Source organism: Pseudomonas sp. MM211 (assembly GCF_020386635.1).
Classification (GTDB): domain Bacteria; phylum Pseudomonadota; class Gammaproteobacteria; order Pseudomonadales; family Pseudomonadaceae; genus Aquipseudomonas.
In genome coordinates this window covers 2,622,006-2,641,433 of the sequence record NZ_CP081942.1, presented here as the reverse complement: position 1 = coordinate 2,641,433, position 19,428 = coordinate 2,622,006, and the positions used below count along the sequence as shown (strand labels likewise).

Sequence of the window (19,428 nt, the reverse complement as noted above, 5' to 3'; positions counted from 1 at the left end):
AACTCCAGGGGACACCATGCACTTGCCAACCGCGCACTCCTTCCAATCCCTGCGGCCACTCGCACTGGTCTTGCCAATGGCGCTGTCCCTCGCTCCGGCCTTGCTGGTTTCGCTACCGGCAGCGGCGCAGGAAAGCCGCGAGGTGCGCACTTACAGCATCGCGCCAGGCCCGCTGGCCGGCGTGCTCAACCAGTTCTCGGCCCAGGCGGGCATCTACCTCGCTGGGCATAACGACCTGGCGACGGGCAAGAACAGCCCCGGTCTGAATGGCAGCTACTCGGTGTCCGCTGGGCTTGCCCTGGTGCTGCAGAACTCTGGCCTGGAAGCAGTCGCTCTGGGCGGCAGCGGCTACGTGCTACGCCCGCTGCCAGCCAGTGGCGCGCTGCAGCTCGATAGCACCACTGTGTCTGGAAGCGCGCTGGGCAGTGGCGAGGCACCGGGTGAGCCGCTCGCCGGTTACGTGGCCCTGCGCAACGGCAGCGCGACCAAAACGGATACAGCATTGGTCGATACCCCGCAGTCGATCTCGGTGGTCACCCGCGACGAGCTGCGCAATCGCCAGTCGGAAACCCTGTCCCAGGCACTCAGCTATACACCGGGTGTCACCAGCCAGCCGACCAGTTTCAACCGCACGGCGGATCGTTTTCGTATCCGTGGCCTCGATGTCGAGTCCGCCACCGGCGGCTCGCTGCGCGATGGCCTGCGCCTGCAGAACAACTCCTATGACGGCATTCAGGAGCCCTATGGCCTGGAGCGCGTCGAGGTGATTCGCGGCGCGGCGTCCGTGCTCTACGGGCAGCTGTCGCCAGGCGGCATGATCAACGGGGTGAGCAAGCGGCCGACTCGGGAGCCGCTGCGCGAACTGAACCTGCAGGTCGGCCAGAACGACCGCAAGCAGCTGTCCGCTGACTTCAGCGGCCCGCTCGGTGAAAGCGATACGCTGAGCTACCGCCTGACGATGCTCAAGCGCGACAGCGACACGCCGCAGGATCATATCAATGACGACAGGCTCTATATCGCACCGGCGCTGACCTGGCGCCCGAACGAAGACACCTCCCTGACCCTGCTGTCGTTCTACCAGAAGACCGAAACGGGCTTCTCCGCGCCGCTGCCCTATCAACTGGTCAAGGGTGTGGGCGACGCGACGTACCAGATAGGCCGCCACGACTTTATCGGCGAGCCCGGCTACAACGAAATGAACGGTGAGATGTCGACGCTGGGTTACGAGTTCGAGCACCACTTCAACGAGCAGCTGCGCATCAACCACAAGCTGCGTTACTACCAGACCGACGTGGACTGGAAGTACCTGCAGATACAAACCTCCGCCGCGGCCATCAATCAGGCAGCCACCACGGGCATCCTGCGCCGCCAGTACAGCGACCGCCACGAGCGCGCCCGCGGCCTGGCCAGCGACACCAATATCGAGTCCAAATGGCAGCTTGGTGGCGCCGAGCACAGCGTACTGCTGGGCTTCGATGCTTACGACATGACCTACGACTCGCACAACTTTCGCGGCGTAGCGCCAGCGCTTGACCTGAGCCGCTACAACTACGGGCAGCCAGTGGTAGTGAACAAGGACTCCAGCCTGGATCGCGGCTCACAAATCGACACCCTGCAAAAGGGCGTTTATCTGCAGGATCAGATCAACATCGACGACCGCTGGGTTGCCGTACTCGGCGTGCGCCACGACTGGGCCGACCAGGATCAGCGTCAGCATCGCAACGGCGTACGCACCAGCCAGAACAATGAAGCCACCACCTACCGCGCCGGGCTGGTGTACAAGTTCGATAACGGCCTGGCACCGTACCTGAGCTACAGCGAATCGTTCTTCCCGGTGTCAGTGGCCGTTGCCGGCGGGCAGAGCTTCGTGCCCACAGAAGGCAAGCAATACGAGGCGGGGATTCGCTACCAGCCCGACGGCCGCAACCTGCTGCTCAGTGCGGCGGTTTTCGAGCTGACCCAGCAGAACGTGTTCAAGCAGAACCCTGCCACCAACATCGCCTCGCAGACTGGCGAAGTGCGCTCGCGCGGCTTCGAGGCGGAAGCCAAGGCCGACCTCAGCGAAGCCCTCAGCCTGATCGCCTCCTACGCCTATATCGATGCGCGCATCACAGAGAGCGTGATCCCCGGCGAAGTTGGCCAACGCAGTGAAGACACGCCCTATCACCAGGCGGCGCTGTGGCTCGACTACAACTTCATGCGCCTCAACCTGCCGCAGCTCACCGTTGGTGCTGGCGCCCGTTACAAGGGCACCACCCAGGCCTCCGAAATGGACTCGGCGATGCCCGCCTACACCCTGTTCGATGCCATGGTCAGCTACCAGCTCGACGCGAACTGGGACGTCAGCCTCAACGCCAACAACCTCACCAACAAGCAGTACACCTACTGCGAGTTCGCCACCTGCACCTATGGCGACGAGCGCCAATTGGTCGGCTCGGTGAATTTCAGCTGGTGAGGTGAGATTCGTCAGCCGCCACCTCAGGTGTGCGGCTGAACCTGCCTTGCAGCGCTCTTGGCGTGCCGAGCAGGCCTATCGAGCCGGGATTACCAGAACCATGGTTTGGCAGCCTGTTGCGGCACACCTAGAGCGCCGCTCACAAAGACAGCAGACGAGCAGGCCTACCCCCGCCGCGCCTTGAAAAAGGTCTTCAACATCGCCCCGCACTCCTCTGCCAGCACTCCGCCTTCGACCAGCACGCGGTGGTTGAGAAAGCCCTGGTCGAAGAACTGGCCGCGACTCACGGCCATGCCCGCGCGGGGCTCGCTGGCCCCGAACACCACACGCTGCACCCGCGAGTGGACGATCAGCCCTGCGCACATGGCGCAAGGCTCCAGAGTCACGTACAGGGTGCTGCCTGGCAGGCGGTAGTTGCTGACGGCCAGGGAGGCGGCGCGGATGGCGACCATTTCGGCGTGTGCGCTGGGGTCGTTGGTGGAGATCGGGCAGTTGAAACCGCGGCCGATCACCTCGCCGTCCTGCACCAGCACGGCACCGACCGGCACTTCGCCGCGTTCGGCACCTTTCCCTGCAAGCTCCAGCGCTTCACGCATAAAGCGTTCGTCGTGGCTGCGATCGATGATCAGCGGGGCTCTCAAGTTAACGCTCCCAAGTCAGGACTCTCACGTCAGGCGATCTCGATGGCGGCCATCAGGCCGGTTTCCATATGGTCGATGACGTGGCAATGGAACATCCATACGCCAGGATTATCGGCCACGAAGGCGATGCGCGCGGTCTCGTTCTTGCCGAGCAGAAAGGTGTCGGTGTAGTACGGCTCGATCTTGCGGCGGTTGGAATCCAGCACCTTGAAGATCAGCCCGTGGAGGTGGATCGGGTGCTGATACTGGGCCATGTTGCGCAGCACGAAGATGTAGTGACCATCCTTCTTCAGGCTGGCGATGGGCCGGTCAGCGCAGGTCTTGTCGTTGATGTCCCAGGCCTGGCCGTTGATCTGCCAGTACTTGTAGCGGCCAGCGGCTTCATCGGCCGGGGATGCCAGTGACGCCGCCCACTCGAAGTTGAAGCGCAGGGTTTCGGCGCGCTGCAGATCCGGCTCGGCCACCGGGTTGGCCGGCAACGCAGGCGGCCACTCCCCCGCCGCTTCGCTGCTGGCCACCGGTTTGATGGTGGCCAGGCGCAGCGGCCCGTTGCGCAGTGACAACGCTTCGCTGCCGACGTCCGGCACCTTGAGCGCCAGGTCGATGCGCATACCCGGCCCCAGCCAGTATTCCTTGCCCAGCGGGCGCGGCTGGATCGGGTTGCCGTCCAGCGCGTAGATGCGCGCATCGCCCTTGGGCAGGTTGAGGCGGTAGGTGATGGTGCTGTCGACGTTGATCAGCCGCAGGCGTACCACCTGCCCAGCCGGCAGCTCCAGGGTCGGTAGCGAGATGCCGTTGATGGTCGACAGGCGCCCACGGGTGCCCTCGCGGGCCGCCTCACGGGGAACGCTGAATGCCGTGAAGGCCCCCTGTTCGTCCACATGCCAGCTTTTCAGGCACAGGGTGCGCTCGTGCTGGAACCCGGTGGGTTCGCGCTCTTCGATGATCAGCGGGCCGACCAGCCCACGACCCAGCTGTTTGGCACTCGACTCATGAGGGTGGTACCAGTAACTGCCGGCATCCGGGGTGACGAAACGGTAATCGAAATATTCGCCCGGGAGCACCGGCAACTGGGATACGTAGGGCACACCGTCCATCTCCAGTGGCAGGCGAATGCCGTGCCAGTGAATGGTGGTGGCTTCGGGCAGGTGATTGATGAAGCGCACACGCAACTCGTCGCCCTGACGGCAACGCAGCTCGACGCCGGGGGCCTGGCCACCGAACGTCCAGGCAGGCGTGACATGGCCGGGCACCAGCTCGATATCGTGGGGCGCGGCGATCAGCTCGTAGTCGTGGGTCTTGCGGTCGAACGGGCGCCCCAGCCAGTAACGCGCGCCACCAGCGCCCAGGCCAACGACGCCAAGGCCGACCAAACCGCCCAACACCTGTCTACGGGTGAAACTCATGAAGCCTGCTCCTGAAGCGGGACTGCGGTGACACTAATCAGGTCTGAACGACTGCGCCTCTGCGGGCGCTGGAGAGCTGCGCACGATACACCTTGAACGCGGGGGCGTTAAGCCGCGACACCGCGACATACCGCCCGGCCCGAGTTCAAGAACGCCGGTAAGCACGCGTGGTCAGCAGATACACCGGTAGCCCCGACACCAGCACGATCAGCGCGGCATAAGGCGCAGCGCCGGCGTATTCCAGGTTGCCGGTGTGCGACCAGACCTTGGTCGCCAGGGTCTCCAGACCGGTCGGGCCGAGGATCAGGGTAGCGGTCAGCTCTTTCATGCAGTCGAGAAATACCAGTACGAAGCCGGCACCGATGGCGGGCGAGATGATCGGCAAGGTGACTCTCAGAAACGTGGCAATCGGCGTATGCCCAAGGGTGCGTGCAGCCTCTTCCAGTTGCGGCGAAGCCTTCTCCAACGCCACGCGGATCGGCCCTTGAGCCATGGGCATGAACAGCAGCGCATAGGCCACCAGCAGCAGCATGCTGGTCTGGTAAAGCGCCGGCACGTAGCCGAGGGCGAAGAACACCAGCGACAGAGCGATCACCAGGCCCGGCAAGGCGTGCAGCAGGTACGGCAAGCGATCCGCCAGCGTGGCCATGCGACCGTAGTAGCGCACCACCACAAGACACACCGGCAGCGCCAGCAGGCAGCTGAGCAAGGCGCCACCAAAGGAATAGGTCAGCGACGACCACAGCGTCTCGGCGATTTCCACCACCGGGAAGCTGGCCGAGCTGCCTTCGACGATCCAGAACCCCAGCATCACCAGCGGCACACCGCAGCCGATGGCCACAAGCGCCAGCAGAAGTACCTGAGCCAGCACACTCCAGCGACCCAGGCGCACCCGTGCCGCGCTGCGTGCCACGCCCTGGCCGGTACGTGCATAGCCGCGCCCGCGCAGGCGAAACTCGCCCCACAGCAACAGCATGCACAGCGCCAGCAACAGTGCGGACAACATCGCCGCGTTGCTGCCGCTGAACTCCAGCTCGAACTGCTGGTAGATGGCGGTGGTGAAGGTCTGGTAACGCATGATCGACGGCGCGCCGAACTCGACCAACATGTGCACCGCGACCAGCAAGCTGGTGGCCATCAGCACCGGGCGCAGCAGCGGCAGCGTGACCCGCCAGAACACCTGGCGGCGACTGCAGCCGAGCATCCGCGCCGACTCTTCGAGGGCCGGGTCGAGATTGCGCAGCACCGCGACCACCGGCAGGTAGATCAGCGGGTACTTCGACAAGATCATCACCAGTACCGTGCCGCCCAGGCCTTCGAACATCGGGCTGATCGACACCCAGGTGAAGCCGCTGACGAACGAGGGAATGGCGAACGGCAGGCACAGCAGCACGTTCCAGTGCCGGCGCCAGCGCAGATCGCTGCGCTCCACCAGCCAGGCCAGCGCCAGCCCGAGCAGCGCACAGCCCAGGGTCACCAGCACCATCAGCTTCATGGTATTGGCCAGCAGGCCGAATACGAACGGCCGCCAGAGCAGCGCGAAGGCTTCGTGCAGCCCAACCTGCGCCGCACGGGCGACCACGAAGAACAGCGGCAATGCGGCGAGCAGCAGCAAGACCAGGATCGGAAGCTGCAGCCAGATCGGTGGCGCCTTGCGGCGCCGCGTGGTGACGTTCACCGGGGGTAACGGCAGTTCAGGGGTTACCGCCTGAGGCTGCATGGTCAGTTCATTCCAACTTCGCGTTGCAGCTCCAGCGCATCCTCGGCTAGGCCGATCTGCGCGGCGGTGATGGCCGGCGGCTTGAGCTGATCATAGGGTTTGAGAAGCGGATCGGCCTGCACCTTGGGGTTGACCGGGTACTCGGCGGATTTACTCAGAATGGCCTGCTGCCCTTCTTCGCTGATCATGAAGGCGAGAAATTGCTGGGCCTCTTTCGGGTGCTTGCTGGCTTTGACCACGGCCGCGCCGGACACGCTCGACAGGCCGCCGGCATCGCCATCGGCGAAGTAGTGCAGCTTGGATTTCAGCTCGCCCTTCTCTTTCTTCAACGCAGTCCAGTAGTAACTGTTGACCAGCGCGGCACCGACCTCACCGTTCTCCACGGCCTTCATGGCGATGACGTTATTGGTGTAGGTGCCACCAAAGGCCTTGAGACCAGTGAGCCATTCCTCGGCAGCCTCGCGACCATTGATCCGGATGACCGCTGCCGTCTGGCCAAGGAACTCGCCACTGCTCGGCACGAAGGCTATCTTGCCGGCCCATTCGGGGTCGGCCACCTCCAGCACGCTTTTCGGCAGCTCGGCTTCGCTGACCAGATCCGGGTTATAGGCCAGCACGCGCACGCGCGAGGTGATGCCTATCCAGTTGCCGTTGTCGTCGGAAAACTTGGAGTCGATCTGCTTGAGGGTGCTGTCATCGACCTTGGCCAATAGCCCCTGGCTGCCGAGCTTGATCAGCGGCGGCGCCTCTTCGGTGTAGATGATGTCTGCCGGCGAGCGCTCGCCCTCTTCGGCGATCTGGTTGGCCAACTGGCCGCCACCGCCCTTGCGGATCAGCACCTTGATGCCCGTCTTCTTCTCGAAGGCAGCCGCAACCGCCTTGCCGGTAGCCTCGTGCTGGCCGTTGTACAACGTCAGGGTCACGGCATCGTCAGCGTGCACGCCACCGGCGAACAGCAGGGAGGACAGAACACCCGCGGCAATCGCGCGCGCCAGACCGGTTACTCGATGAGCTGACATTGACCACTTCCTCTGAAACAAAAAGTTACCGGCGATTATACGGGCCAACTGCGGCTGATTCTCAAGCGATGCATTCATCAACCCGTACTGACGGCATGAATTATCCAACACTCGACAACCTACCAAAAGTAGGTTACCAATAGTAGGAAGTAACTATTGGAGCTAACCCATGCATGCCCTTATCGTCGTTGCACACCCGGACAAACACTCCCTGACCCACGCTATCGCTACAGGTATCGCCGATGGGCTTGTCAGCACGAAGTCCAACCACTCGACCGAGGTCGCCGATCTGGCTGCGGAAGGCTTCGACCCGCGCTTCAACGCGGCGGACATCGCCCTGTTCCAGAAAAAAGCCTCGGCACCTGCAGACGTCGCTGCCGAACACGCGCGGCTCGAGCGTGCCGATGCGCTGGTGCTGGTCTACCCGATTTACTGGTGGTCCTTCCCTGCCCTGCTCAAGGGCTGGATCGACCGCGTGTTCACCAACGGTTGGGCCTATGAAGAAGCCGATAACGGCAAGGTCGTTAAGAAGCTGCAGCGCCTGCAGGTTCACCTGGTGGCCGTTGGCGGTGCGGACGCAGGCACCTTCACGCGTCACGGTTATGACCAAGCAATGAAGACGCAGATCGACCACGGCATCTTCGACTACTGCGGCGCACCGGTAGCCACATCGCAGTTTCTACTCGCCTCGGATCCCGGCTTCCCGGAAGCGCATCTGGAGACGGCACAGGCGATTGGCCGTAAGCTGTTCGCCGAGCAATCCTGAAACGCCCGGAGTACCGATGAGTTCGCAGCCCCCCGTATCGCCACGTCGCCGCCTGCCAAGGGAGGAGCGCACGCGTCAGCTTCTCGAGGTGGCCTGGCAACTGATCGGTGATGAAGGCACCGATGCCCTGACGCTGGGCAGGCTGGCCGAAGCAGCGGGCGTGACCAAACCGGTGGTATACGACCACTTCGGCACCCGCAACGGGCTGCTGGCGGCGCTCTATCAGGATTACGACGAGCGCCAGACCAGGGTCTTCGACGCCGCAATCGAAGCCGCTGCCGCGGATCTGCAGGAGAAGAGTCGCGTCATCGCAGCCAGCTACGTCAATTGCGTACTGACTCAGGGACGAGAGATATCCGATGTCGTGGCAGCCCTCAACGGTTCCCCGGAGCTGGCAGCCGTGAAGAAGCAGTACCAGCATGCCTTCATCGAAAAATGTGCCGCGATCCTGGCGCCCTTCTGCGCCCCCAAGGGCGCTTCGTCAGCCGGCATGTGGGCCATGCTCGGCGCGGCCGACTCACTCTCGGACGCAGCCGTTGCCGGCGACATCAGCGAAGAACAGGCTCAGGATGAGCTGCAGGCGATCATTCTAGGGTTGGTCGAGCGAAGTCATTAAGTCGACCGGAGAGAGCGGGAAGCACCGGACACCTGATGAACATTCAGAGGGTCAGAGCCGACGCCCAAGTGACTCCCGCCGTGCCCCGGATTGCAGCTTGCCAAAAGCTCTCCGCGGCGGTCTTCTAGGCGGGAAGACTCAGACGTGTTCCCACCTCACAGAGATATCCCCGGATGATCGATTTCAACAACAAAGGCTTTTTCAAACTCAAACAAAACGACGAGTACGCCCAGCGCGTAAGCGCCTTGCTGCTTGAAAACGAGCACGTCATCGACGCCTACAAATCCATGCGCGACGGCGTGGTATTCACCAACAAACGCATCATCGCAGTTAACGTGCAGGGCCTCACCGGCAGCAAGAAGGATTTCACCTCCCTGCCCTACAAGAATATCGTCGCCTATTCGATCGAAACCTCCGGCACTTTCGATCTGGACTCCGAACTGGAAATCCATTTTTCGTCACTCGGCAAAGTGAAGTTCGAGTTCACCGGCAAGACCGCGATAGTGGAGATTTCCAAGCTTATTTCTGCGCATATCTTCGTCTGACATCACCGCGTAGCGCATCCGGCGAAACCACGTTCGCTATCTGTCAGGCGTGATTGAAAAGATGCAAATACAGCCTGGGCGCCTGAAAAATGGACAGCCGCTTTTTCGCGGCTTTTTACCTCCCAATCCCAGCCGCTATCCCGCGCCAGAGCGCGGTTATCCGCCTACCCCGTGACGGGGGGATTACTCGCCGAAACACAGTCCCCGCCATAGGCAAAGACTGCGCGCCACCATCACGCCCGCAAGTCTCTTCTGCGCCCGCTCGAACCAGCACAGAGACACCTCGGCAATGTGTGCCCGGCTCATACCCAGCCTTCCCCTTCGATACGCCACCAGCATCGGCGCAAATTATTGATGTCGATCTACATCTAATTGCTTGACAGCAAAAATGATGATCGACATCATTAAGACAATCCCCTCTCGGAAGGTTTCTCGACATGAACGATAGCCACCTGACCGCCTCCACCCGTTTCGTCGAAGTGGATGGAGAAAAATTCGCTTATCGTCGCTGGGGCAATGCCTCTGTCGGTCAGCCCCCTTTGTTCTTCGTCCAGCATTTCCGCGGCGGTATGGATCACTGGGATCCTCTGCTGACTGATGGCCTAGCGGCAGGTCGCGAAGTCATCCTCTACAACGGCCGCGGTATCGCCTCTTCAACCGGTACGCCGCGCAACCGCATCGAAGACATGGCAGACGACATCGCTCTGGTGATCCAAACGCTGGGCCTATCCCAGGTCGACCTGCTTGGTTTCTCGATAGGCGGCTTCCAGGTACAAGAGGTGGCGCTGCGTCATCCACACCTGGTTCGTAAACTCCTCCTGCTCGGTACCGGGCTGCGCGGCGGCGATCCGAAAATGGAACCCAGAGTGCTGGAGGTTGCGCCGAATCCGGTGCCCACGGCAGAAGACTTCCTCTACCTGTTCTTCGGCCGCTCGGAGGCCGCGAAGCAGGCTGGTCTGGCTTTCTGGAAGCGTCGTCACCTGCGCGCAGACCAAGACCCACCCAGTTCGCTGGCAGTCGCTCAAGCCCAGGCCAAAGCGCACGCCGCTTACCTGCAGCCGTTGCCAGGTGCGAACCCCTATGCCTTCCTGGGCGCCCTCACGCAGCCGACCCTGGTACTCAATGGTGTCGACGACATCATGATTCCCACGATCAACTCCTGGCATCTGCTGCAGAACATTCCCAACGCGCAGTTGCTGATCTACCCCGATGCCGGTCACGGCGCGCAGTTCCAGTATCCCGAGCGTTTCGTTAAGCACGCGATCCAGTTCCTGGAGGAGTGATGTCGTTGCTCGCCTGATGCGTGCCGACATTGCGGAGATCGGCACGCTTGGGCGAACCCGCAAGGGAATTGGCTTGGCGCAGGTTTCTGGAGTCGCCAATCAGGTTCTCGCAGGAAAAATCCAAGGCCGCACCCTTGTCGATGTGAATGGGTGACCGCCAATTCGGCGACACCTCATTCCCCGCGCATCTGCGCACCCAACAAACACAGTGAAGAGACGATGATCCCTACCCACAACCCTAAAGGGTCGAGCATGCCCTACATCGACTCCCCCACCCGGTCTGTCGATGTCGACGGGACGGCATTCGCGTACCGCGATCTCGGGCCGCGTGATGGCAGGCCGCTGATCCTACTCAACCACTGGGGCGCGGTTCTCGATAATTTCGACCCGCGTATCGTCGATGGGCTTGCCCACAAGCATCGCATCATCGCCATCGACTACCGAGGGATCGGCGCTTCTGATGGAGCGGCACCGGTGACCGTCGATGCAATGGCGCGGGACGTGATCGCATTGATCCACGCACTGAGTCTGGATAGGGTCGATCTGCTCGGTTTCTCCCTCGGTGGGTTCGTCGCACAGGACATCGTGCTGAAAGCTCCCGAACTGGTACGCAGGCTCATTCTGACCGGCGCGGGGCCTGCAGGCGGTATGGGTATCGAGCAGGTCGATAAGGTTTCCTGGCCGCTGATGCTTAAAGGCCTGTTGACGCTACGTGATCCCAAGACTTACCTGTTCTTCACCTCCACGGCCAACGGCCGGCAAGCCGCGAAAGCCTTTCTGAAGCGGCTGAAGGAGCGCAAGGAGAACCGAGACAAGGGGCCGACGCCCGCTGCCTTGCTGCGGCAACTGAAGGCCATCAAGGCCTGGGGTCGGCAGTCGCCTCAGGCACTCGGCAACATCCGCATCCCGGTGTTAATCGCCAATGGCGACAACGACATCATGGTGCCCACACAGAACAGCCGCGACATGGCGCGGCGCATCCCCAACTCACAACTGGTCATCTATAAAGACGCCGGGCATGGCGGGATTTTCCAGTATCACGGCGAGTTCGTCGTCACGGCGCTGGCTTTCCTCGCTGCCCAAGACGATTTCTTGGCGACAGCCCGTCCCACCCTCACAACGGAAACGATGAAATGAGTCAGCCAACAGCAATCGTGTTCGGCGTGGGATCGGTACGGGGCGTCGGTGGCGCCGTGTGCAAACGCTTCGCGCGCGAGGGCTACCACGTCATCGTGGCAGGCCGAACGCCGGCCAAGATCGAGGCGGTGGTGGCAGAGATCGCCGCGCTGGGCGTCGGCAGTGCCGAGGCATTGCCAACCGACGTGACCGATGAAGCCCAGGTGATCGCGGCATTCGACCGCGCCATGCGGCCCGGCCCAGGGCGCGAGCCCGCCGATGTCGTCATCTCCAACGCCGGCAACAACGCCATCATCGATTTCACCCAGTTGACTGCCGCACAGTTCGAGGACTTCTGGCGCGTTGGCTGTTACTCAGGCTTCCTGGTCGGTCGTGAAGCTGCACGCCGGCTGGTGCCCCTGGGGCGTGGCACCGTCATTTTCACAGGGGCCTCCGGCAGCCTGCGCGGCAAGCCCGGCTTTGCTCATTTCGCAGCCGCCAAGGCGGGGCTACGCATGATCGCGCAAAGCATGGCGCGCGAGTACGGGCCTCAGGGGATCCACGTCGCACATGTGGTCATCGACGGTGGCATCCTCGGCGACCGTCTGCAGAACGCCTTTCCCGCGCGGGTGGAGCATGCCGGCCCGGAAGGCCTGCTCAGCTATGACGCCATCGCCGAGAACTACTGGATGCTGCACCACCAGCCAAAATCAGCATGGACACAGGAACTCGACCTGCGGCCATTCAAGGAAAACTGGTAGCTGCGTCGACTCTAGCGAAAGACTCAAGGCTGCCCCTGCGGATGGGATTGCCTGATGCCCATTCATTCAAGAACTGCAGAGAACAATCCCACATGAAAGCGTTCATCATTGATCGTTATGGAAAGAAGCAAGCCGGTCGCATCGCCGAAATCCCCGAACCCGAGGTTCGCGATGACGACGTGCTGATCCAGATCCACGCGGCGAGCATCAATCCCCTGGACTCGAAGATCAAGAGCGGCGAATTCAAGCTGATTCTTCCCTACCGCCTCCCGCTGATTCTGGGCAACGACGTGGCCGGCACGGTCGTTCGGGTCGGGGCTCGCGTTCGCGGCTTCAAACCAGGCGACGAGGTCTACGCACGGCCAGATGATGATCGCATCGGCACCTTTGCCGAACTCATTGCCGTAAAGGAATCGTCCCTGGCACTGAAACCCATGAATCTCGATATGGTCGAGGCCGCCACCCTTCCTCTGGCCGCCCTGACGGCCTGGCAGGTACTGGTCGAAACCGCCAAGCTGAAAAAGGGCCAGAAGGTGCTGATCCATGCTGGCTCCGGCGGAGTCGGCAGCATCGCCATCCAGCTTGCCAAGCACCTTGGCGCCTTCGTGGCCACCACCACGAGTACGGCCAACATCGAGTGGGTCAAGGCCCTGGGCGCTGATGTCGTCATCGACTACAAACAGCAGGACTTCGCCACGCAGCTGCATGGCTATGACGTGGTATTGAACAGCCTGGGCAGCGACGAGCTGAAGAAATCCCTGCAGATCCTCAAGCCGGGCGGGCACCTCATCTCCATCTCCGGGCCACCCACCCCGGCGTTCGCCGCCGCACGAGGCCTGGCCTGGCCGCTCAAGCAGGTACTGCGCCTACTGAGCAGTGGCATTCGCAAGAAGGCCAAGCAGTCGAGCGTCGAATACAGCTTCGTGTTCATGCGAGCCGATGGCGCGCAATTGCGCGAGATCACTGCCCTGATCGAATCAGGCGCCATCCGCCCGGTCATCGACAAGGTTTTCCCGTTTCAGGACACCGCCAAGGCCTTGGCTTACGTCGACAGCGGGCGCGCCAAGGGCAAGGTCGGAGTACGCGTGATCTAGCAGCCGAGCAGGCCTGCGCTGGCGTCGCCGAGCAGGTCTTCGAGCCTGGTGGCGTCACGCAGGTTCTGGGTTTCCCTGATAACTCCGGAAGATAAGGAGAACGATGTGAGCACATCCGCAACTGCCAACCTTGGCAAGCGCGCGCTAGTGACTGGCGCATCCAGCGGCATTGGCGCGGCAATCGCACGTGAGCTTGCCACGCTCGGCGTTGATCTCGTTCTGACGGCCCGACGACGCGACGCCCTCGATGCAGTCGCCGCAAGCTGCAAGGGCGTCAAGGTCGAGATCATCAGCGCAGATCTCGGCAAAGCCGATGCCGCGCACGCCCTGTGGGACGCCGCGACTGCCAACGGCCCGATCGACATCCTGATCAACAACGCCGGCTTCGGCTACTTCCGCCGGTTCGACGAGGTCGACTGGGCGCGCGACGCAGAGCTCGTACAACTCAACATCACCTCGCTGGTCGCGCTCGCACGGTGCTTCGTTGACGCTAACACGACACGTATCGACCCCGCGCAGCTGGTCAATATCGCTTCGACCGGTGCGTACCAGTCCGTACCGAACATGGCGTTGTACGCCGCGTCGAAAGCCTTCGTGCGCAACTTCAGCGAAGCGCTCCATGACGAGCACCGCGGCACGCCGCTGTCGGTGACCTGCATCTGCCCTGGCGGCACCGAAACCGCGTTTCATGCTGCCTCTGGCGGTGGTGACTATTCATGGATCGCGAACGCCTCGACGAAAAGCGCAGAGTTCGTTGCACACGCCACAATCCGCGCGATGCTGCGCGGCAAACGCACGGTTGTGCCTGGCCTGTTCAACAAGCTGACGTGCTTTGGTGTGCGTTTCTTGTCACGCCGACTCGCGTCGCGGGTGGCGACTCACGTGCTTGGCAAGCCGCGGTTGGCGCTGCCGGTGCGAGGAGCGACTTGAGAGAGCGACATGGGCATTGGTCGCCAACCAGCAGCACAGGCCTGCCAGGTCGCAATAGCCAAGCTTGCCTCTGCGCATTTTTTGGCTGAGACCAACAAGCTGCACCCTTTGCGATACCAGCCCAAACTGAAAAAGGCGCGAATCGATTAACGATTCGCGCCTTTTTCATTAGCGGTACATTTCCACTATTGCCTGGTCTCAACGGAGGCCTGCGGCAATCGCGGAGCATAGCCCGAGCAGTAAGAAGACTCTCGGGCGACGATCTACCGGCTTACCAGTTGTAGCTCAGCTTGGCAGTAACTTCGCGGCCAGGGTTGTAGTAGTTGGCGGTACCGGAGCCGACCACATGCTGCTCGTCCAGCAGGTTGCTGACGTTGAGTGCCAGATCAGTGCCTTTGGCGATGTTGTAGTTGAAAGCAGCGTCGAAGAGCGTAGTTGCGTCGCTTTTGCTGGTATTAGCAAGGTTGAAGTAATAGGCGCCTACATAACGGGCACCCAGGCCAGCGCTCATCTTCGTGCCTGGAAAGCTGTAATAGCTCCACAGCGACGCAGAATGCTTCGGCGCAACATCGAATTCATTACCCTCTCGGGATGGGTCGATGTCACGAATGATCTCCGACTCCATGTAGGAATAACCACCGACCAGACTAAGATTTTCGGTGATATCAGCCTTGGCTTCCAGATCCAGACCACGCGTGCGTGTCTCACCAATCGTTTGCTGCTCAATGCGGTTATCCGGCAGGGTGACAGCGAAAGTTACGTCATCCTGGGTAAGGTCATAGATAGCTGCCGAGAACAACGCGTTCATGCCGATGGGCGAATATTTCACGCCGACTTCATACTGCTTACCACGCTTAGGCGTTACGCCGATTTCAGGCGGTGCGACCGACTCGACCATGCTGACATAGGTGGAAACTTCGTCGGAGACGATATAAGTCAGCGCGCCGCGGTAGGAAGTCTCGGAAAAGTTGTCGTTATCATCAAACACAACAGGGGTTGGAGCTACGTTGAATGTGTTGAACCCCTTGCTGGAGAGATCCATGAAGTCTCTGCGCACACCGGCAGTGACGATGAAGCGCTCATAGAAAGACAGGTTCTGCTGGAGGAAGACGGCAGTCGTCTTGGCGTCCTCTTTGCGGGACGTGAAGGGCGCGGCTCCGCGAGCCACACCGGTGAATACAGGGTTAGCGATGTCGATCGAGGACGCACCGGTAAATATTGAAGTGGATTCGGTCGACGAATCGAGATACTCGATACCCACCAGAGAGCTGCTGTCGACGTTCTCGAAGCGGTGATCGTATTGAAGCATCACGTTGCCGTTGAGCTGATCCGCCTCACTGTCCGTGGCAAATTGAACACGAGGGATAGTGGTTCCAACACGCCCGGCGGTATCGCTCAGGTACACGTAGCCAAAGTCGTCGGTCAATTTGCTGTAACGCAGGTTACTGCGCAGCACGAAGCCGTTGTCGAAATCGTGGGTGATGTTACCGCTGAGACTGGTGCGCTCCACATCATGAAAGTTGTAGCTGGGCTCGCCAAAGAATTCGTCGCGGTCATATTCCCTGTCCAGTGGATAACCGCCACTGTTGGGCGAGCTTTCAGTTTTCAGGTGATCCAGAACTATGGTCGCCGAAGTGAATTCAGTCGGTGCCCAAGTCAGACCGCCCATCACTAGCTGATTATCATCTTGCGAATGGTCGTACTCGCGTTCGCTGTCTTGCTTCTTGGCGGTGAAACGGCCGGCCAGAGTTTTGCTGTCGTTGAGCGCATCGCCCACATCGATGCCGACTTCCTTGTGATCGAAGGAGCCATAGGTGACATAGCCCTGGCCAAACGAGTTGAAGCGCGGCTGTTTACTAACGAAGTTTACCGAGCCGCCTGGGTCTGCTGGGCCAAACAGGGTGGAGTTGGCGCCACGCAGTATTTCGATGCGCTCATAGGCGAATGGATCTTCGCGCACACCGCGCATCGAACTGAGGGTCAAGCCATCACGGTAGGTAGTGGCCTGAAAGCCGCGGATCTTAAAGTAGTCGTTGCGGTCATCGGAGCCGTAGTAGTCAGTGATAACACCCGGAGTGTATTGCAGCACTTCTTCAGTGGTGCTTGCGCTGCGTTGCTCGATTTCTTTCTGGGTCACGACTGAGACAGAAGCCGGCGTGTTGAGGATGCTGGTGGCGACCTTGCCGCCAACCCAAAGCTCCTGAGCAACTACAGTGCTGGCGTCATCACTTGCTGCAGCCTGGGAATTAACGATGATCGGCGCAAGGCGATAGCTCTCCTCCTCACCGATGGTAATCGCCTCCTGAGCATTCGCGCCCAGAGGAACAGCAACCAGCGGAGCGCAGAACAGAGCGGCCGTAGCAGTTCGCTGCCAGGACACAGTTGTAGGGATAGCCCTGGGTTTGCAATGAGTCATGCTCAAGATCCTTGATTGTTTTTAAGGCTTCCGCCGTTAGCCCTTTTAGCTTTTTCGCAACGCACCGGCAGAGGTCGTACAACAATGATATTCGAAAACATCTATCACAACGATAGTCATTATCAATAAAGTTCCCAGCTGTTACATAAAACCGAGTCGGTTGGATAGGAGCAGATAAAACTTCATTAGGTCGACACGCTGAGGTCGTCAGGAAAAGCGCCGCTCACACATACGGGGCTCGTCGAAATGCGGAGTCCAAAATGCACAAAGCCCGCAATCAAGCGGGCTTTGTGTTTTCTACTAATCGCTGCCGATAAGCGGCAGACGCCGGTCAGGTTGCATGCTCCTGCAGAGCGACTGAATAAAACGTCTAGTTCGCCTTTTGAATTCGCCACCGGCGCTTGCCTCGCTTACACCTATCGCGACCGGCTGACGGAACGAAAGCAAAGTGCCACTAGTCGTAAAGATTGCAGAAACCTGGGGATCGGCCGACACGATCCCAATGAGAGCAGCGTTTAGCCCTGCTCGATCCAGGCTGGAAAGGATGATCCGCTCGGTTATTTATCTGGTCTTATTTTCAGAGCGTCGCCTGATGAACAAAACACTGCTCGGCGTGCGAACTTTGATGTCCGTGCCCAAGGACAATCCTGGTCTGGTCAAGGCGCAATACCTCGCTCTGTCTCGCCAATTGCCCATGATGTACTTCATCCTGCTGATCAACACCCTGATGCTGGCGGGCACCCACCTCGCGGTCGCGCCGCGCTGGCTCGTGGTGTATTGCCCGTTGATCATGACGGTGTTCGGCGTGATTCGTGCGGTGGAATGGATACGCACGCGAGGGCAGACGCGCAGCCCGGCGCAGATGCTGACGGCGCTGAAGCGCACCAATATGCTCGCGCCTTTTGTCGCCGTGGCGTTCACCGCCTGGTCGCTGGCGCTGTTTCCCTATGGCGATAGCTACACCCAGGCGCATGTCGCGTTCTATATGGCGATCACCGTCATCGGCTGCATTTTTTGCATGATGCACCTGCTGCCAGCCGCCCTGGTCACCACGGCAGTGGTCAATACGGCGTTCGTGGTGTTCTTCGCGTCCACCAATATCATTACCTTTATTGCCACTGCAATTGACGTGCTGCTGGTGTCCATTGCCATGCTGATCATTCTCAAGGCGCAATACACCGACTTCACCCGGTTGGTGAACATGCAGGCGCATACGGCAAAACTCAGCGAGGAAAACCTTCACCTGGCCAATCAGGACAGCCTGACCGGGCTGGCCAACCGGCGGCAGTTCTTTTCCCGCCTCGATACGCAGCTGTCCCGCGCCCGCGAGCAGGATATTCGCCTGGCCGTAGGGCTGATCGACCTGGATGGCTTCAAGCCGGTCAACGATCTGTATGGCCACAGCATTGGTGACAAGCTGCTCTATCAGGTTGGCCAGCGCCTGAGCGGGCTGCTCGACGACGATGTGCACCTGGCCCGACTGGGCGGCGACGAGTTCGCTCTGATCATTACTCAGGCCATGAGCGACGACCAGTTGCGGGCGTTTGGCGAGAAAATCTGCGCCAGCATGCGCGAGCCATTTCTGCTGGTGGACATCCCTATTCAGATCAGCGCCTCACTGGGGATCGCGACCTTCCCGGATCAGGCATCCAGCGCCACGCAGGTGTATGAATACGCCGACTATGCCCTGTATCAGAGTAAGCGCCACCGCTCCGGCACGGTCTGCCTGTTCAGCGCAGCCCATCGCCAGCAGCTCAATCGCGAAGGGCAGACCGAACAGGCCCTGCGCAGGGCCGATCTGGATAGTGAGTTTCACGTGGTGTTCCAGCCCATCGTAGATATTCACAGTGAGCAAACCGTTGCGTTCGAGGCACTGGCACGCTGGGAGAGCCCGGAGTTGGGTAACGTGCCGCCCAGTGAATTCATCCCGATTGCCGAGCGCGTCGGCATGATCAATCGCCTCACGCTGCCATTGCTGAGAGAGGCGATGGACGTGGCCGCGAGCTGGCCTGCGGGTATGCGCCTGTCATTCAACCTGTCCGCCCACGACTGTGGTTCGGAGGACGCCGCCCAGCAGATCGTCGAGCTGATCAAGAGCAGCCGTTTCGACCCGACCTGCCTCGATCTGGAAATCACCGAAACCGCAGCCATCCAGGATCTGCCGCAGACCCAGCGAGCGATCAGCCGGTTTCGCGAGCTGGGCTGCGGCATTTCCCTTGACGACTTCGGCACCGGCTATTCCAGCCTGAGCCAGATCCACGCGCTGTCGCTGACCAAACTGAAGGTGGATCGCACCTTCGTCACCAACATCCACCTCGACCCGGCCAGCTTCAAGATCGTCAAATCGCTGGTTGCCCTGTGCCAGGACATGCAGCTGGAATGCATCGTCGAAGGCGTGGAAACCGCCGCAGAACTCGGCGCCCTGAAAAACCTCGGCTGCGCCTGGGCCCAGGGCTACCTGTTCTCAAAACCCATGCGCGCCAGCGACATCAGCACCTGGCTCGAAGGCGAGCAACTAACCAAGGTACAGGCGATTTGATCCGCCGATAGGGCAAGGCGCAGCTCGCGCTCATGCCCCGGCGGCAACCCCTGATTCAACGCCGCCCCCTCGCGACAGTAATCCCGGCCGGGAGCGAAATAGATACCGTGCTTGGCGACGC

Annotated in this window: 15 protein-coding genes; 10 read left to right on the top strand and 5 right to left on the bottom strand. The window is 61.0% G+C overall.

The features are described from left to right. Positions 1-16: 16 nt before the first annotated feature. Positions 17-2,455, top strand: a complete 2,439-nt coding sequence (locus K5Q02_RS12070; RefSeq protein WP_225839534.1) for a TonB-dependent siderophore receptor — start codon at positions 17-19, stop codon at positions 2,453-2,455. Between the two features lie 164 nt (positions 2,456-2,619). Here K5Q02_RS12070 and tadA read toward each other — a convergent pair whose 3' ends face one another. From tadA to K5Q02_RS12050, 4 genes are all read right to left on the bottom strand, one after another. Further along, entirely contained in the window at positions 2,620-3,051 is a 432-nt protein-coding gene (gene tadA / locus K5Q02_RS12065; protein WP_230411036.1) for a tRNA adenosine(34) deaminase TadA, read from the bottom strand. Positions 3,052-3,125: 74 nt separating this feature from the next. Further along, entirely contained in the window at positions 3,126-4,502 is a 1,377-nt protein-coding gene (locus K5Q02_RS12060; protein ID WP_225839530.1) for a multicopper oxidase family protein, read from the bottom strand. Positions 4,503-4,647: 145 nt separating this feature from the next. Next, positions 4,648-6,222, bottom strand: a complete 1,575-nt coding sequence (locus K5Q02_RS12055) for an ABC transporter permease (protein WP_225839528.1) — start codon at positions 6,220-6,222, stop codon at positions 4,648-4,650. 2 nt (positions 6,223-6,224) lie between these two features. Beyond that, on the bottom strand, positions 6,225-7,241 hold the full coding sequence (locus tag K5Q02_RS12050; protein WP_225839526.1) for an extracellular solute-binding protein: 1,017 nt from the start codon (positions 7,239-7,241) through the stop codon (positions 6,225-6,227). Between the two features lie 169 nt (positions 7,242-7,410). Here K5Q02_RS12050 and K5Q02_RS12045 point away from each other — a divergent pair, with 169 nt between their 5' ends. From K5Q02_RS12045 to K5Q02_RS12010, 8 genes are all read left to right on the top strand, one after another. Beyond that, complete coding sequence (locus K5Q02_RS12045; RefSeq protein ID WP_225839524.1) at positions 7,411-8,007, top strand: NAD(P)H-dependent oxidoreductase; 597 nt, start codon at positions 7,411-7,413, stop codon at positions 8,005-8,007. A 16-nt stretch (positions 8,008-8,023) separates the two neighbouring features. Continuing rightward, entirely contained in the window at positions 8,024-8,623 is a 600-nt protein-coding gene (locus tag K5Q02_RS12040; RefSeq protein WP_225839521.1) for a TetR/AcrR family transcriptional regulator, read from the top strand. Between the two features lie 173 nt (positions 8,624-8,796). After that, the gene (locus K5Q02_RS12035) at positions 8,797-9,168 is read left to right on the top strand and encodes a PH domain-containing protein (protein WP_225839519.1); all 372 of its coding nucleotides are present in this window, start codon (positions 8,797-8,799) and stop codon (positions 9,166-9,168) included. A gap of 437 nt (positions 9,169-9,605) precedes the next feature. Further along, entirely contained in the window at positions 9,606-10,451 is an 846-nt protein-coding gene (locus K5Q02_RS12030) for an alpha/beta fold hydrolase (protein ID WP_225839518.1), read from the top strand. 252 nt (positions 10,452-10,703) lie between these two features. Further along, the gene (locus K5Q02_RS12025) at positions 10,704-11,588 is read left to right on the top strand and encodes an alpha/beta fold hydrolase (RefSeq protein WP_442963986.1); all 885 of its coding nucleotides are present in this window, start codon (positions 10,704-10,706) and stop codon (positions 11,586-11,588) included. Continuing rightward, positions 11,585-12,328: an SDR family NAD(P)-dependent oxidoreductase gene (locus tag K5Q02_RS12020; protein WP_225839517.1), complete on the top strand. Its 744-nt coding sequence runs from the start codon at positions 11,585-11,587 to the stop codon at positions 12,326-12,328. The genes K5Q02_RS12025 and K5Q02_RS12020 overlap by 4 nt, the downstream gene beginning before the upstream one ends. Before the next feature lie 92 nt (positions 12,329-12,420). Next, the gene (locus K5Q02_RS12015) at positions 12,421-13,422 is read left to right on the top strand and encodes an NADP-dependent oxidoreductase (protein ID WP_225839515.1); all 1,002 of its coding nucleotides are present in this window, start codon (positions 12,421-12,423) and stop codon (positions 13,420-13,422) included. Positions 13,423-13,527: 105 nt separating this feature from the next. Then, complete coding sequence (locus tag K5Q02_RS12010; protein ID WP_225839513.1) at positions 13,528-14,352, top strand: SDR family NAD(P)-dependent oxidoreductase; 825 nt, start codon at positions 13,528-13,530, stop codon at positions 14,350-14,352. A gap of 271 nt (positions 14,353-14,623) precedes the next feature. On the opposite strand, the gene K5Q02_RS12005 is transcribed toward K5Q02_RS12010, so the two are convergent. Further along, positions 14,624-16,768 carry a TonB-dependent siderophore receptor gene (locus K5Q02_RS12005; protein WP_225839511.1) on the bottom strand — a complete coding sequence of 715 codons (2,145 nt, stop codon included), beginning with the start codon at positions 16,766-16,768 and terminating at the stop codon, positions 14,624-14,626. 592 nt (positions 16,769-17,360) lie between these two features. Here K5Q02_RS12005 and K5Q02_RS12000 point away from each other — a divergent pair. Continuing rightward, positions 17,361-19,307 (top strand): putative bifunctional diguanylate cyclase/phosphodiesterase, encoded by a 1,947-nt coding sequence (locus K5Q02_RS12000; RefSeq protein ID WP_225839508.1) that lies wholly within the window; start codon positions 17,361-17,363, stop codon positions 19,305-19,307. Positions 19,308-19,428 lie beyond the last annotated feature (121 nt).

What these genes read in the sequence shown, in the direction of transcription:
- K5Q02_RS12005 (WP_225839511.1), bottom strand. Translation starts at nt 16,768, where the DNA reads ATGACTCATTGCAAACCCAGGGCTATCCCTACAACTGTGTCCTGGCAG.
- K5Q02_RS12030 (WP_225839518.1), top strand. Translation starts at nt 9,606, where the DNA reads ATGAACGATAGCCACCTGACCGCCTCCACCCGTTTCGTCGAAGTGGAT.
- K5Q02_RS12045 (WP_225839524.1), top strand. Translation starts at nt 7,411, where the DNA reads ATGCATGCCCTTATCGTCGTTGCACACCCGGACAAACACTCCCTGACC.
- K5Q02_RS12000 (WP_225839508.1), top strand. Translation starts at nt 17,361, where the DNA reads ATGAACAAAACACTGCTCGGCGTGCGAACTTTGATGTCCGTGCCCAAG.
- K5Q02_RS12040 (WP_225839521.1), top strand. Translation starts at nt 8,024, where the DNA reads ATGAGTTCGCAGCCCCCCGTATCGCCACGTCGCCGCCTGCCAAGGGAG.
- tadA (WP_230411036.1), bottom strand. Translation starts at nt 3,051, where the DNA reads ATGCGTGAAGCGCTGGAGCTTGCAGGGAAAGGTGCCGAACGCGGCGAA.
- K5Q02_RS12050 (WP_225839526.1), bottom strand. Translation starts at nt 7,241, where the DNA reads ATGTCAGCTCATCGAGTAACCGGTCTGGCGCGCGCGATTGCCGCGGGT.
- K5Q02_RS12035 (WP_225839519.1), top strand. Translation starts at nt 8,797, where the DNA reads ATGATCGATTTCAACAACAAAGGCTTTTTCAAACTCAAACAAAACGAC.
- K5Q02_RS12055 (WP_225839528.1), bottom strand. Translation starts at nt 6,222, where the DNA reads ATGCAGCCTCAGGCGGTAACCCCTGAACTGCCGTTACCCCCGGTGAAC.
- K5Q02_RS12060 (WP_225839530.1), bottom strand. Translation starts at nt 4,502, where the DNA reads ATGAGTTTCACCCGTAGACAGGTGTTGGGCGGTTTGGTCGGCCTTGGC.
- K5Q02_RS12020 (WP_225839517.1), top strand. Translation starts at nt 11,585, where the DNA reads ATGAGTCAGCCAACAGCAATCGTGTTCGGCGTGGGATCGGTACGGGGC.
- K5Q02_RS12070 (WP_225839534.1), top strand. Translation starts at nt 17, where the DNA reads ATGCACTTGCCAACCGCGCACTCCTTCCAATCCCTGCGGCCACTCGCA.
- K5Q02_RS12025 (WP_442963986.1), top strand. Translation starts at nt 10,704, where the DNA reads ATGCCCTACATCGACTCCCCCACCCGGTCTGTCGATGTCGACGGGACG.
- K5Q02_RS12015 (WP_225839515.1), top strand. Translation starts at nt 12,421, where the DNA reads ATGAAAGCGTTCATCATTGATCGTTATGGAAAGAAGCAAGCCGGTCGC.